Below are 14479 nucleotides of genomic sequence, written 5' to 3' on the forward strand. Positions count from 1 at the left end.
CGATCATGTTTTCTACATCTGCGTTTATACTGATTCTTGCCATTTGTTTCGGGCTGCGTCGTGACCAAACAAAGGTATCGCTATGGCATGAATATGGCGCTGGAAAGACCAATAAAATTTACCACGCCTTAACTACAAAGCTAAACGAGGTTTTCAGACACATCCCCTATATCTCGTCCATCACCGGGAATAACTCGGGACAATTGACTAATTGGGAATATAATATGTCTATTAAAAAAATAGCTTTAGCGAGCGGCGTTGCAGTCTCGCTCATGGCAAGCACAGCTTATGCGTCTGTCATTGACCGTCCATTCTTCCAAGTTCTCGGCGTTGTTGTCGTTTGGGGTGGCACTGATTTTGACGAAAACTCTGGTACAGCCCCTGTTGTATCTGATTTCGTTCTTCTTACCCCTGCAACTGGCACGGCTGGTGCTGATTTGATCACAGGCGATGTCTACTCTGTTGTTACAGGTAGCCTCGACCCGATTTCTGATTCAGGAACAGCGGTTGACGGAACAGCAACATTTGACCCGGTAACCGGTGAAACATCTGGCGGTACATTCACAGACAACGGCACTGCTGGTGTTTTGGACGCTGCTGATACGCTAACCGCATTTGGTTTGGACGCAACAACTGACGTGTCTGGTGGTCTTGTTGGTTCACACAACTCAAGCTTCTACGTTGCCTCTAATGCAGCGTTTGATATCTTCGCACAAAGCTCTAATGTTGTTGCCACAGGTGACTTCCTGACAGACGGCTTGGATGACGAGAACATCAGCTTTGCCATGTCAATCGAGACATCTGGCACAGACGGTGGCTTGGCCTTTGGTGGTGCAACAGCACAAGACCCATCAACAGGTGGTACAGGTGTTGTCGCAACAATCGACAGCCTTGATGACATGTCAACACAAACGAAAGTGTTTGATGGTGGTCAGCGCACAGCCGCAGCCCCAGGTTCATTGACAGAACAGTCTGTTCGTTTTGACAGTGTTTATACGCTGGATAGCGACACAGGTACTGCTGGTGTTCAAGGTTACGACCTGTCTATGGGTGTGGGTACACTCCAGGCTGACGTGACTTACACAATCTTCGTGCCATAGGCCCACGTCTATAACGAATGAAGGCCGTTGGTTCACGCCAACGGCCTTTTTCGTGTTTGCATGGCTATAAATTTATACCGTTAGGAAAATCGCTTGCTCTCTCAATTGATATAGCTTACTTGAGAATCATTCTTAATTGCATATGAAGACGCGACGCCATGATGACTGCGGACGATAGAACAATCACCCAGGCCGCCTATCCAGAGTTTAGGCTTACCCATGAGCAATCTCTGACCAACATAGCGGATTACCTAAACTGGGTTGATACACAACGCGATGTCATCGATATGTGGCTTGATAGAGTGATTTCGGAAAACGGGAACTTAGCGCTGGCCGAAGCATTAGAGAGACATAGGGAATGGCTAAACAGCATGTTTATTGTGCTTAATGACGCAGGAGAGGTATAATTCTCTCGTGGCCCTTGTCATCAATGCGGAACATGCCTATCTCCGCCGCAAATTCATTCTGATATAGGAGACTACTATGCGCAATACTGTGCCAAATGTTACTTTTAAGACCCGCGTCCGCGACGAATCTATTGGCGGCGACAACCCGTTCGATTGGAAAGACGTCACGACTGACGATTTGTTCAAAGGCAAAAAAGTTGTTGTCTTTTCCTTGCCCGGTGCGTTCACACCGACATGTTCAACGTCGCACCTACCCCGTTACGAAGCGCTTTATGAAGATTTCAAAGCTCAAGGCGTTGACGAGGTTATCTGCGTATCTGTGAACGATGCATTCGTCATGTATAAATGGGGCGTCGACCAAGGCCGCAAAAACGTATTCTTGCTGCCCGACGGTTCTGGCCACTTTACGCGCCAAATGGGTATGCTTGTTGACAAAGACAATCTTGGCTTTGGTTACCGCAGCTGGCGTTATTCAATGCTTGTTGATGATTGCAACATTGAGAAAATGTTCATCGAGCCTGATTTTGGCGATAACTGCCCAACAGATCCATTTGAAGTATCTGACGCTGACACTATGCTTGCTTACATCAAAGGCAATGCCGACAGCAAAGTGGCCTAAGCCCGCTTAAATTTGAAATTTAAAACCGTCCAGTGCCTCACTGGGCGGTTTTTTATGCGTTATAAACACGAACGCTCTAGCTCCGCATGGCGTTCATCGTCTGGCGGTATTCCCAACGGCCAATTTCAATTGTTGCCCGGTCAATGCGTATTTCCAACGTATCAACGGCAACTTGGCGCGCTGATAATTTGCGCCCCTCTCCGACTAAGCTCTCTGCGTTTTCACAGGCTTGGGCGAGTTTCATAGCCCCAATGGCCCGCGCAGACCCTTTCAGCGAATGGGTTACTGCGCTCCAAATTTCGTCATCGGCATCAGCTTGCAGTTGCTTAGCCCAGATATCGACTTGGTTTTTAAACAAGCCAAATATCTCTTTGGTCAGGCTGATATCGCCGCCAACATATTGATTTAAATGATCAAAATCGATCTCGGGTTCAGAATCATTGATATCCATAATGCCACGCTAAACACATTAACGGAATATGAATAGCGCTTTCAGCATAGGCTCAGACGCCGCAGTGTAGACAGGGTGCAAGCTTGAAAGGAGCCTATTATGACCCACACACCTTTTAAAACCGCATTGAAGCTCTCTATCGCGACATTGGCCTTTGGTGCCTTGGCCGCCCCCGCAGCCTTTGCCGCGCCAGCCGTGTCCACTAAAACAGAGATTAAAACGCCGTCCACCGTCGTGAAAGTCGCGCAAAATGACCACCGTGACCGTGTTCGCAGAGACCGCCCTAATCGTGATCGTCCGCGCGTTGAGCGCCGCCGTGATGACCACCGCGTTGACCGCCGCCGCGACCGCCGTGTAGAGCGTCGTCGCGACGATAGACGCTCTGACCGCCGCGACCGCATCCGCCGTGATATTGCCCGTGACGTGCGCCGCGACGTGCGTAGAGATGTTCGACGGGATTTACGCCGAATTGACCGTCGCGTTAATCGCACGCATCGTTCGCGCGGACAGTACCGGCCGTACCGCAGCAACCTTGGCATCAGCTTCTCCTTTGGTAATGGCGGCTATAGCCCGTACCGTTGGGCAAAATCCAACTACGGCTTTTACCGCCCTGGTCGCGTAAGCTTTGCTGGGTACCAGAGCGCGACACGCTGTAGCCGCGTCATTCGTGACGGCTGGCACCATGGGCGCCCTGTTCCGATCAGTGTGCGCGAGTGTTACAACCCGTTCGATGGATATTATATTATCCAAGGATCAGAGCGTTTGGTTCACCACCGCTTCTAAACACAGACGGTGAAAACATAGCTAAGTCTAAACCACGCCTTCATCGGCGTGGTTTTTTATTGTTTCATATGACAAACGCTGGCATCACGCCTTAATCATGGAGATTTATGCGTGTTAAGCTCAGCCCCGATAAAAGCCTATTTCGCCAAAGCGGACACAGGACAAAACCACCCCGCCGCGTGGTTTGGCGTTATCTGGTTCACCATTTTAATATGGATGGTCGCTCAACTTATTGTTGGCTTTCCGATGCTTATGGGTATCGCTTTGGTTGATTCTGATTGGATAAGCAAAATGCCCAGTAGCGCTATGGGAGGGGGCAGCTCTTGGCCCGTAACCGGCTATCTTCTGTTCACAGTCGCGGCGCTGATTATTTATTTTGCGCGCGATAATATGGGATCGCTGTCGCAACGTTCGACCATTACGGCGGCTATTACTATGGCCGTGCTATCGCTTGTTTGTTTTGGCTTTATGATGCAGTCCAACGATGCAGAGGCAAACGCGTTCTTATTGGGATATATAGGCAAGAGCCCGCTGGTTTATCTGTCTTTACTGCTGGTCTTCCCAATCGTCTGCGCGGGGTTATTTATCGGGCAGCGTGTCCTGCATAAACGCTCTATTGTGTCCATGCTAACAGCGGCGGATAAGTTTCGCTGGAAACGGATGCTTTTCTCTATGTTTGTTTTTTGGGCTATTGCTGGCGGCATTTCTTTCGTGATGCATATCACTGGCAATAATAAAGCTGACTTTGTCTTTGATGCCAGCCGCTTCTGGCCGTTTTTCGTTGTCTCGCTACTGTTTATCCCCCTCCAATCCGCGACAGAGGAGACCGTCCTGCGCGGTTATTTGAACCAAGGCCTGGCCCGCATTATCAAAAACCCGTGGATTGTCTTTTTCATCACAAGTGCGGGATTTGCGGCCCTGCATTTGGGCAATCCCGAAATTGCCAAAGGTGCAGAGCAAGGCACAAAATGGATGACGCTTAGCGCTTATTTCTTCTTCGGCTTTTTTGCCTGTATCCTGACCTATATTGACGGCGGACTGGAGACAGCCATAGGCGTTCATGCGGCCAATAATTTATTTGCAGCCGTGATGATGGGCTATGACCATTCGGCCTTACCGACACCAACAGTCTTTCGCGTTGGCTTTAATTCCAGCCTTGATACGTTGGTCACGATCAGCGGCCTAAGTCTTGTCTGTATTGTTATGTATCTGACGCGTGATAAAACATTGGAACGCAGTTATTTCAATTAGTTAGACATAAAGTCTAAAGTGCAGAGCGGCCCCGTTCAGTCAAACGACACACAAGCCAATCAGGCTTTAGCGGATTAGCAAACCAAGGTTCGGCCAAGCCTTTGTCCACACATGTACGAATTAGCTGTGTGCTGATCTCTTGGCCTTGGCTATCAAATAGCGGCAGTTTCCCACCGGGCTGCCTCAGCCCCATTTGAAGATATTGACGTTCAGCACCAGATAGACGTGCATCATTCTTGACGGTCTGCCCCATAGTGGCCCCCATTTTTCCATTCAACCCAATGGCGGCGCAGTCAATGCTGTGCCGTCTCATTACAGGAATAATTAGTGGAAAAGCGCTTATATTCCGTTAAGTTAGGCAAGAAAATAATAAGGGTCGTCAATGTCAGATATTTTTAAGCGTATTAAATCAATCGAAGCCGATGATAGCGACGCTTTGGATGCGTTGGGTTTGCCCCCCGCTGATGACGACACGGCACCAAAATCTGACGCCGCGCAAAAACCAACAGATGAAAATATATCATCCGCGAAACCGCTTAATTTAACTGTGCCCGTCGATGATGCTGGCGAGCCGATTGATTTGGATGAAAGCGACACTACCACGTCAGATAGTGAAACCGCGCCGCCCCCCCGTATTCGCCCTCTTGGCTTAACGCCCGTCGTGCCTTTGGCATCATCCAAAACAAAAAATCAGGATGATAACGCTCTAAAACCAATTACGGCGCCTATTCCGAAGCCGCCGAAACCAGATCTGGATAGTCAAACTAAGAAACCAACCCCTGTTGAGAAGGCGGCAGCGCCCTCACCTACCGCTCCGCAAAAGACTGAAAAGGACACAGTACCAGCCTTTGTCACACGTGAAGCCGTCGGCAGCATAGAGGACATCGCCACAACACCTCGTTTCGGACACATCATGATTATAGGCGTTATCGCCGCCATCATTTGGACGTTGTGCGCCATTGGCTTCACGCTATGGGGGCAAGGCGGGCTCAAAGGGCTACAAGCTATGTCAGCGCTAAAACTCGCGGGCTTCGCCACACTGATTATTGTGCCGATGTTGTTATTCATTTTCTGCGCTTATGCGCTACGCGAATTATCAAAGCTCGCCGTTCATTCTGACCGCCTTTCAAAAGCGGCCCAAGCCATGATGTCACCTGATGAGACGGTTATTACGCGCTCTACCATTATGTCCAAAGCCGTTCAGGCGCAAATTGAGGCGGTAAACCTTAAAGTCTCAAGCGCGATGACCCGTATGGAATTGCTGGATGATGTGGTGAAATCCCAAAGTGCGTCTTTATCACAATCCACATTATCGGCGGAAAATGTCACGGACAAAATTGCGTCTACCCTCACCGCGCAACGCGAGGCCCTAGACGCTGTGGCCAATACATTTGAAAGCCGCATGGCGGGGCTGTCTGTTACGCTCGATAGCCATGCCGAAAACCTGTCGCAGTCCACACAGACGGCGGAGCAAAAAATACAAGAGGCCCGCGTCAGCATCGAAGGCGCCGCAGAGAAGATCAACTCTGCCTCTGATGTTGTGCGTCAAAACGCTGTAGCGGCCGCGGAGACACTCAGCGGAAGCCAGACAGAGATTACAATGTTAGGCAATGCCATCAACACACGGTCAGAGGAAATGGACGCTGTCTACCGCAAACATGTAACAGACCTGACCGCCATGATTGATCATTTGAAAAAAGAACAAGACGAAATGGGCGCGATATTGGAAGAGCGCCTGACCAAAATGCGCGACATGTCTATGTCTGCCAAAGTCGGCGCGCAGAGCCTGTCTGATGCGTCCGATAGCGGGCGGGCCACAGTTGAGGCTTTGGCCGATGCCGCGCGCTTGACCGATACCGCCGTGCGCGCGCGTTTTAAAGAAATGGAAGATATGGTCAAATATTCCACAGCCCGCGCCGAAAGCATCAGCGACACCGCCGCCCGCCAAGTGCAAAACAGCCTATCAACGACCCGCAAAGAAATTGCTCGCATCGAAGCCGATATGATGGATTTGATGGATAAATTGGGCCGTTCACAAAATGCGCAAAACATTGTTGAGCCCTCTGCCGCGAATAACACCTTGGCACAGCAAAAGGAGGCGCTTGGATTTAACACAGACGACCCCCCCAAACCGCGCCGTGTAACCTTGCGACCTCTCGATAGCGATTTCCCGTCTCTTGAACCCGGGTTACCGGCTGAGAGCATAGAGGAGCAGGACACGACTTATGCAGCCCCTGTGGAGCCTGACACTCTGTTTCGTTTAGAGACGATGCCTGCCCCGCCGCCTGTCGCCCTGCCCGACGACCTTGATGATGCGCCTATTTATGACGACACGCAGCTAAGTTTTGAACCCATTGAGGACGGCGACCTGACGCCCCCTGATGCTGACGCGCCGTTGACGTCTTTTGACCCTGACATTGTTCGGTCGGCAATAGAGGATAATGACGCATCGTCAAAAAAAGAAAGTTCATCAAAATGGCGGTGGCGCGGCCTGTTTGGGGCTCCTGAAAAATCCAATGCCTCGGGTCAAAGTGCCGCGAAAGACATTGTGAAAGCCGCGAAGAAAGCAGAAACACCTCACCCCATTAAAGACATCACAATTGTCAAAGCGCTAAGCAATATGGGCCTCAGCCCCGCGGCGATTGTCGACGACGGATGTATTATCGAGGCCGCTAATATCCGCAAATCCAAAACAGCTGACGCGATGAGCGCTGCCGTTGCAAAGCGTATGGCGACCCCAGTTCGGCACCTCCGCGAAGCTGCGATAAATGATGCAGGTTTTAAATCTGATCTAACACGTTTCACCAATCAGTTTCGCACCCGACTTGACCCGATCTCTACAGACAGAGAAGCAATTCGCGAGACATTAGAAAGCGACGCAGGACGCGCATTTTTGCTGTGTGATGCGGCTTTAAATGGGTAAAATTTGGTTGCGACTAGCTGCGCGTCTTTGACAAGACATCGCTTATCCAATCTGCAACCTCGGTTAGGGCCTCTAAATTGGCACTGTCTTGTGCCTCAACAATCGCGGGCACGCTAAAGCTACTCGCGCGCTGTGTTTTTCGAACGTCATAAGTCCCAAGCAACGCACGTGTGGACGAATTTGAAAAGGTCACAGCATAATGAACCGTCGCCAGCGGAGCGCTGCCCTGCCCATTATCAAAGTTTGATTCAAAGCTTCTAACAGTCAAATGCACCCTATATTCCGTGCGTGCGCCCGATGTTGGCAGAACACCGACCAAGTCTGCGCGAGCCGATAACACATCAAGCATCGAATCTTGGATAAGGTCTGGTAACGCTTCGGCCCAACGGGCTTGCTCTGCCACCGCTAAGCGGCGACCATCTGGCGATATGACAATATCCTCGCCGCGCAACGCTTTGGACACGGCCGGACGGTCCACACGCATCACCGCGGCATCAGCATTGGCCGCCACGGATGCTGTCTGGGTTGATAAGCGGTAAACGATATCAGCAGGGGCCGGATCAGGTAAAATACTGGACACACAGCCAGACAGCGGCAACGTCGTCAAAGCCACAGCAAAACAAGCAAAATTGAGGCTTTTTATCATTGGGGTATCTCCACAGTTTCGCGTTCTTCGCCTGCAATAAATAGAAGCGGATTAGCCTCGAGCGAGGTGACAACATCGTTCAGGCTACTGACCACGTCGCGGATGCCGTCGATGGTTTCTTCGATATCTGTGATGCCAGAATTAGACAGACGGTTAATCGCGTCACGCGTATCAACAGTTAGCGCCTCGCCGCCCTTTGCAAAGCCAGAGAAATCAGCAAGCGTTTTATCAAGCTGCGCCATGCTCACTTCGGCCCGAGATATCACGGACGCCACATCATTGGTTACAAGCGCGTCAAAGGACGTGGCGGCATCGTCCACAGCGATGGCTGCCGCGCTTACGTCGATGGCGGCTTTCTCAAAAGATAGCAGGACTTGGTTGATAATATCCGTGTCCAAATCAGCGTCCTGAAGGTTGGCTGTGATGGTTCGGATATTGGACAAGATGCCTTGGAAATCTAAAATCGCGTCCTCGCTCAAAAGCGCATTCACCCGCCCGAGCGCGCGCTGCGCGCCAATAATTACGTCTTCGCCGCCCTCAACCAGCGTATCAATCTGGCTCATCTGTCCCGGAATAACCAGCGGCCCACGCCCTGGTAATTCTGACATCAACGGAAATTCATCTGTGCCACCTGAAATTTGAATATAGTTCAACCCCGTCAAGCCTAGCGGTTCTAGCTGCGCTTTACTATTCGTATGCACGGGTGTCTCAGCTTGAATTTGAATGCTGGCGACCACAGCATTCGTGTTATTCGGATCGAGTTTCAGAGCCGTCACTTCGCCGACACGAAGGCCGTTAAACCGCACTTCACTGCCTTGGGACAGCCCCCGCACGGCGCCTTGGAACACGACATCATAATTATCATATTTCTGGTCAAATTGCGCGCTGGATAGCCACACAATAAAGCTTAGAATACTGGCCATTGCGACCAAGACAAAGACGCCAATCAGGGCATAATTTGCTTTGCTTTCCATGTCCTAGCCCCTGCTTTCTGATACAATATCTTTGACACCCGCGTTGAGTGCGGCGCGTGCGCGTTCCCCACCAAAATACTCTGCCACCCATGGATGGTCATAGGCCATGACATTAGGCAAGCTGTCGTTAATGGCAATATGTTTATCAACTAACACGGCGACACGGTCACAGATGCGAAACAAGCTATCCAAATCATGGGTGATCATAATCACCGTCAAATCCATGGCCTCGCGCAATCCCAATATCAGTTCGTCAAAGGCCGAAGCCCCAATCGGGTCAAGACCCGCTGTTGGCTCATCAAGATAAAGAATTGACGGGTCAAGCGCCAGTGCACGCGCCAGCCCAGCCCGCTTTTTCATCCCGCCAGATAAGTCAGACGGAAACAAGGTCGCCGCCGTTGCCGGTAATCCAACCATATGAATTTTCATATCGGCCAAGCTACGCATCAGCTTTAGCGGTAAGTCCGCATGTTGACGCAATGGCACCATGATATTTTCGCGAACAGTCAAGGATGAAAACAAAGCCCCGCCTTGAAACAACACGCCAATTTGATTGTTAATCGATTGGCGTTGCTCGGGCGTCAGCTCTCGGCGGTCTTGGCCGTAATAGCGCACAACGCCGCCCTCTTGCTGCTTTAATCCCAACAGCGTGTTCATCAGCACGGATTTACCAGATCCAGAGCCCCCAACAAGACCGACAATTTCGCGGTTATTCACGCGAAAATCTAGATTTTCATGGATTACATTCGGTCCAAATTGCGAAAGGATACCGCGCGCTTCAACCGGTGGGGCTGTCATGTCTAAGGTCAAGCTCATGGTTAAACGTCCAACTGTAAGAATAGCATGGCAAACATAGCATCAAGCGTGATAACCGCGAAAATCGCCTGCACGACGGATGATGTCGTGCGCTGCCCCAAGGAGTTGACGCTACCTGACACCGCAAGGCCTTGTCGACAGCCAATAATGGCAATGATAAGTCCGAAGAACGGGGCTTTGACCATGCCCACCCAAAAATGATTCATATCCACGGCGTCCTTTAGACGCGCAAAAAACAAGATAGGCGTTACATCCGTTGGCCCAAGCCATGCGACCAACATGCCGCCAAATATCCCGCTTATCATGGCAAAAAATGTCAAAATCGGCGCGCTGACAAGACAGGCAATAGCCCGCGGTGCAACTAATGTTTCAAATGTGTCCAACCCAATGACACTCATCGCGTCAATTTCTTGGCGCATTTTCATCGCGCCAATTTGCGCTGTAAAAGCAGAATCTGAGCGTCCCGCCAGTAATATCGCAGTGATCAACACGGCAAATTCCCGCAACACCGAGAACCCAACCAGTTCGACCATGAATATTTGCGCGCCGAATGACGCTAATAAATTCGCGCCCATATAGGCAAGCACGGCCCCAATGAAAAAGCTGAGCAGCATGATAATAGGTGCAGCGTTTAAGCCGACCTCTTCGATAAGCGCGACAACGGATTTCCATTTGATACGCTGGGGCTGCACGATCAATTTGCCCATGATAACCATGAATTGGCCCAGAAAGGCAAGCGTATCATAGGTCTCTTTGACGAATTTTTCGGTCGCCATACCCATGCGAACCATGACTTCATACCAAGGTTTTATATCAGGCGGCGGTCGTCCCATACGCGCATCAGCAGCGACTTGCAGCAATGTTTGTTGCCCCTTATTGGGCGTTTTTATCATCCAACTAAAGCAGCTCTCCGCGTCACACCGCGCCGCACGGGCTAGAATATAGGCACCCGCCGTATCAAGATTGGTTACGCCGTCCAGATCATATTGCACTGCATTATAACTATGCCCTGCCAAGGCGTCGCTGACCTGCGCGTCAACTTGGGTGATTGTGTTAAGACTCCAATCCCCGCGCGCGGTTATAAAGGCGCATTCGCCGTCAAAACGTAGCGCAAAATCAGGATTTATCCTTGAATGTTGAAGCGAAGCGTCATTCATAGTGCTAAGGTGCTGTGCAACGGCGTGTAGGTCAAGAAAAGGATAAATTTTGCGCGAAATAAATTCAACAATCGAACATTGGCCTGTAGCAGGAACATTTCGGATTTCACGCAGCAGCTTGACCGAAGTGATTGTCGTGACAGTCGCCATTACTGACGGCGTTCACACAGGATACGGCGAATGTCGTCCCTATGCGCGCTACAACGAGACGGCTCATGGCGTCTGCGCGCAAATCAACAGCCTGTCTGATAAGCTAGAGAGCCTTAGCACGGAGACGCTGCAAGACTTCCTTCCGGCTGGTGCGGCGCGTAATGCGGTGGATTGTGCGTTGTGGGATTTAAAGGCGCAACAGACGGGACAATCGGTGGCGCAGATGCTCAACCTCCTGCCGTCCAAGACATCACGCACGGCTTTTACACTTTCCATCGATACGCCTGCGAAAATGCAAACCGCCGCAATAAAGGCCAAGATCCATAGCCTGCTTAAAATAAAGATTGGGGATTATGACGGCGGCCTAGCAGCCGCTCTCGCGATATTTAAAGCGCGCCCTGACGCGGAACTCATCATTGATGCGAATGAAGCGCTAAGCTTTGAACAAACCCGCGCGATGCGAGACCGTCTCGCGGGCTATCCTGTAGTCTTGATTGAACAACCTGTGCCGTCCAGCGAGACATCAGCCTTTGACGCAGCCGACATGTTGCCTATCATTTGCGCCGATGAAAGCCTTCATACACGCACGGAACTCCCTGCCCTGCATAAGGCAGGCTACCGCGCGGTGAATGTGAAACTTGATAAAACAGGCGGTCTAACAGAAGCGGTGAAACTCATCCAAACAGCACGGGCACAGGGTTTCGTTATTATGATTGGCTGTATGGTGGGCACATCACTGGCCATGGCCCCCGCGACGTTATTGATGGATTATGCCGATGTGGTGGATTTGGACGGTGCACTGCTTCTGGCCAAGGATAGAAACCCAGGCATTCATTATCATGGAGAGTTTATAGATCCCGCACCAAATGCCCTATGGGGGCAGCCACGTGGAGCCTTACGGCTGATATAAGTGTTTTAAGGGTCGCTAGCCAAGACCCGCTGTTTTAAGCGGTGATGATGTCTGGCGCACACGCTGGCCATATTCATCGGTCACATCACGCAGGGCATTAACACGCGCGGCATAACTTGCGAAATCGGGACAGTCTGTGCGGTTCAAACGCTCAAGTGCCGTGCTGAAAACTACCTCCGCCTGACGAGACGTTATCAGGGCTTTCTCCAAACTGCTGAGCTCTGCACGCATGTTGACGCCCAAATCAGACATCGCCAAATATACCTCTGCCGCTTTGACGGTTTGGTCGACATGTTGCTGTGCCGCGCGAATATCAGATGATAATGACGCGTAGCTGGTTGCTGTGTCTGCATAAGACCCTGCGTTCATATCAGCGACAGTTGGCTCTAGACCCTTTAAAAGGACATTAGCCGTGGATTGTACGCGTTTGCGAGAGGCCTTTGCTGCCCAACCCTTATTGACAAATACGGCGTAAAGTTTGCTGGCAGCGCGTTCAACGACGTTACCTTGCGGGGATGTTTGCTGAGCAGATATTGATGTTGTTCCGGCCATGCTCGTCATATCGACGGTGGCACAGGCGGTTAAGGACATAGCTGCCAAGCTCGCGCAGAGTAACTTTAGTCGCATCAAAATCCCCAATTCGTGATGATGGACGTCCATCAACTAGGTCAGCCTAACATACTCAGACTTGCTGAATATTGTGTGAATGCCCCACATCACACAATTCTTTTACTATAAAAAAAACGCAGTGCAAGGGATGCACTGCGTTTGCGCTTTAATGTGAAAGGATTTTAATTTTAAATGCCAAAATAGCGCTGAAGAATACCTCGAACGAGGACAAACCCCATAAATAAAGGTGCAACATATTTGACAAAGAATAAGATGAACCTACCTAAGGCTTCGCCTTCGCCAGCAATTTCCTGCGCTATAATGGTCTTGCTGAGGCGCCATCCTGTAAACAAGACAATCAACAGCGCAGACAGCGGCGCCAAGATCGGACCCGCAAGCCCTGTGTCGATAAAGTCGAAGAAGGCCGGCGACATGAGTGAAAATAAACCGACAAAGGTAATCGCACCACCTGTCAGCCATGCCGCTTTCGCTTTTGTTAGTTTAAATTTCTCTGCGACATAAGCTACGGACGGCTCTAGCAATGACACGGATGACGTAATCGCTGCGAAAAAAGCCAAGAAGAAGAACGCCGCACCGATGTACCAAAAGTCAGCCAACGCTGTCGGCAGTGTTTGGAAGAACAGCCCGGCACCACCCGCAGAATTTAAACCGTGGGTGAATACAATTGGAAAAATCGCGAGGCCCGCCGTAATGGCAACTAGTGTGTCGACAAGACTAATCGTTACCGCAGCCTTCGGAATACTGACAGACCGCGGAAGGTAAGACCCATAAGTAATCATGATGGCGTTACCAATACCGATAGAGAAGCACGCTTGGCCTAGCGCCGATGTTGCCACAGCAGGTGTTATTTTTGAAAAGTCAGGCGTGAACATGAAAGAAAATGCCTGTGCTGTGCCGCCTGATTGCATACCCGTAATGAGAGAATACGCCGCCAATCCAATCAGAAGAATAAAGAAGAGTGGCATCAAAAGTTTTGCCGCTGTTTCAATACCTTTATTGACGCCCCGAGCCACAAGCCATGTCGTAATACCAGCGAATATGAAAAAGTATGGCCATACAGCTTTGACAACTCCGCTTTCTTTACCCAGCGGGTCAGCGAGCATATCCGGGAATTGTTGTGCAATAGACTCAGCTGATAGACCTTGAAAACCATTCCCCAAAAAACGCACTAGATAATTCAACACCCATGCCGCAACAACGCAGTAAAAACTAACAATCAGAAACGACGCTATCATACCAAACCACGCACCGCCGCTCCAACCTTTGGAGACATTGCTTCGAATGGCCAAATCAGTTTGTGAGCCAACAGCGCTAGAAGCCAAACCAGCGCGGCCAATCATAAATTCGCTCATCAAGACTGGAATACCAACGAAGATGATACAGGCTATATATACTACAAGAAAAGCTGCCCCACCGTTTGTGCCTAACTCCGCGGAAAACCGCCAAAGGTTACCAAGACCTACGGATGAACCCACCGCGGCCATAGTAAATGCAAATTTAGACGACCATTGAACGGTCTCTGAGCTAGGAAGTCCTGCCATATTAATCCCCTATAATTTTTCCATACAGTCGCGGAACTGATGAGTTTGGTCAAGGTCTTAACGGCAAAACGCCCAGCTTATGCACGAAATCACAATGCGCCTTACAGCCTATCTTTACGTT

Annotated in this window: 15 protein-coding genes; 7 read left to right on the forward strand and 8 right to left on the reverse strand. The window is 50.5% G+C overall.

Features of this window, described 5'->3' with window-relative positions; all coding sequences use genetic code 11:
* The first annotated feature begins 224 nt into the window (after positions 1–224).
* The 3 genes from AB6B37_RS07755 (at position 225) to AB6B37_RS07765 (ending at position 2126) form a co-directional block, all read left to right on the forward strand.
* On the forward strand, positions 225–1100 hold the full coding sequence (locus tag AB6B37_RS07755; protein WP_371398318.1) for a hypothetical protein: 876 nt from the start codon (positions 225–227) through the stop codon (positions 1098–1100).
* 158 nt (positions 1101–1258) lie between these two features.
* Positions 1259–1507, forward strand: a complete 249-nt coding sequence (locus AB6B37_RS07760; protein ID WP_371398319.1) for a hypothetical protein — start codon at positions 1259–1261, stop codon at positions 1505–1507.
* Positions 1508–1583: 76 nt separating this feature from the next.
* Positions 1584–2126 (forward strand): peroxiredoxin, encoded by a 543-nt coding sequence (locus AB6B37_RS07765; protein WP_371398320.1) that lies wholly within the window; start codon positions 1584–1586, stop codon positions 2124–2126.
* 76 nt (positions 2127–2202) lie between these two features.
* Here the strand turns inward: AB6B37_RS07765 and AB6B37_RS07770 are convergent, their stop codons facing one another.
* The gene (locus AB6B37_RS07770; RefSeq protein ID WP_371398321.1) at positions 2203–2577 is read right to left on the reverse strand and encodes an Hpt domain-containing protein; all 375 of its coding nucleotides are present in this window, start codon (positions 2575–2577) and stop codon (positions 2203–2205) included.
* A 99-nt stretch (positions 2578–2676) separates the two neighbouring features.
* Between AB6B37_RS07770 and AB6B37_RS07775 the strand changes: the two genes are divergently transcribed.
* Positions 2677–3360, forward strand: a complete 684-nt coding sequence (locus tag AB6B37_RS07775) for a hypothetical protein (protein ID WP_371398322.1) — start codon at positions 2677–2679, stop codon at positions 3358–3360.
* Positions 3361–3471: 111 nt separating this feature from the next.
* Positions 3472–4611 carry a lysostaphin resistance A-like protein gene (locus tag AB6B37_RS07780; protein ID WP_371398323.1) on the forward strand — a complete coding sequence of 380 codons (1140 nt, stop codon included), beginning with the start codon at positions 3472–3474 and terminating at the stop codon, positions 4609–4611.
* A 13-nt stretch (positions 4612–4624) separates the two neighbouring features.
* Here the strand turns inward: AB6B37_RS07780 and AB6B37_RS07785 are convergent, their stop codons facing one another.
* Positions 4625–4864 carry a hypothetical protein gene (locus AB6B37_RS07785; protein ID WP_371398324.1) on the reverse strand — a complete coding sequence of 80 codons (240 nt, stop codon included), beginning with the start codon at positions 4862–4864 and terminating at the stop codon, positions 4625–4627.
* A 129-nt stretch (positions 4865–4993) separates the two neighbouring features.
* On the opposite strand from AB6B37_RS07785, the gene AB6B37_RS07790 reads away from it, so the two are divergent.
* A complete protein-coding gene (locus tag AB6B37_RS07790) occupies positions 4994–7534 on the forward strand; it encodes a hypothetical protein (protein ID WP_371398325.1) in 2541 nt (846 codons plus the stop codon).
* Positions 7535–7547: 13 nt separating this feature from the next.
* Here the strand turns inward: AB6B37_RS07790 and AB6B37_RS07795 are convergent, their stop codons facing one another.
* The 4 genes from AB6B37_RS07795 to AB6B37_RS07810 are packed head-to-tail and all read right to left on the reverse strand — an operon-like array spanning position 7548 to position 11127.
* A complete protein-coding gene (locus AB6B37_RS07795) occupies positions 7548–8180 on the reverse strand; it encodes an ABC-type transport auxiliary lipoprotein family protein (RefSeq protein WP_371398326.1) in 633 nt (210 codons plus the stop codon).
* Positions 8177–9154: an MlaD family protein gene (locus AB6B37_RS07800; protein WP_371398327.1), complete on the reverse strand. Its 978-nt coding sequence runs from the start codon at positions 9152–9154 to the stop codon at positions 8177–8179. The genes AB6B37_RS07795 and AB6B37_RS07800 overlap by 4 nt, the downstream gene beginning before the upstream one ends.
* A gap of 3 nt (positions 9155–9157) precedes the next feature.
* On the reverse strand, positions 9158–9970 hold the full coding sequence (locus tag AB6B37_RS07805) for an ABC transporter ATP-binding protein (RefSeq protein ID WP_371398328.1): 813 nt from the start codon (positions 9968–9970) through the stop codon (positions 9158–9160).
* A 2-nt stretch (positions 9971–9972) separates the two neighbouring features.
* Positions 9973–11127, reverse strand: coding sequence for an MlaE family ABC transporter permease (locus AB6B37_RS07810; RefSeq protein WP_371398329.1), 1155 nt, complete (start codon positions 11125–11127; stop codon positions 9973–9975).
* A 49-nt stretch (positions 11128–11176) separates the two neighbouring features.
* On the opposite strand from AB6B37_RS07810, the gene AB6B37_RS07815 reads away from it, so the two are divergent.
* On the forward strand, positions 11177–12187 hold the full coding sequence (locus AB6B37_RS07815; RefSeq protein ID WP_371398330.1) for a dipeptide epimerase: 1011 nt from the start codon (positions 11177–11179) through the stop codon (positions 12185–12187).
* A 15-nt stretch (positions 12188–12202) separates the two neighbouring features.
* On the opposite strand, the gene AB6B37_RS07820 is transcribed toward AB6B37_RS07815, so the two are convergent.
* Together AB6B37_RS07820 and AB6B37_RS07825 are read right to left on the reverse strand one after the other, a co-directional pair.
* Positions 12203–12814 carry a hypothetical protein gene (locus tag AB6B37_RS07820; RefSeq protein WP_371398331.1) on the reverse strand — a complete coding sequence of 204 codons (612 nt, stop codon included), beginning with the start codon at positions 12812–12814 and terminating at the stop codon, positions 12203–12205.
* A 170-nt stretch (positions 12815–12984) separates the two neighbouring features.
* Entirely contained in the window at positions 12985–14358 is a 1374-nt protein-coding gene (locus AB6B37_RS07825; protein ID WP_371398332.1) for a sodium-dependent transporter, read from the reverse strand.
* Positions 14359–14479: the final 121 nt, after the last annotated feature.

Origin of the sequence: Fretibacter rubidus (assembly GCF_041429785.1) — a bacterium.
Taxonomy (GTDB): domain Bacteria; phylum Pseudomonadota; class Alphaproteobacteria; order Caulobacterales; family Maricaulaceae; genus Fretibacter; species Fretibacter rubidus.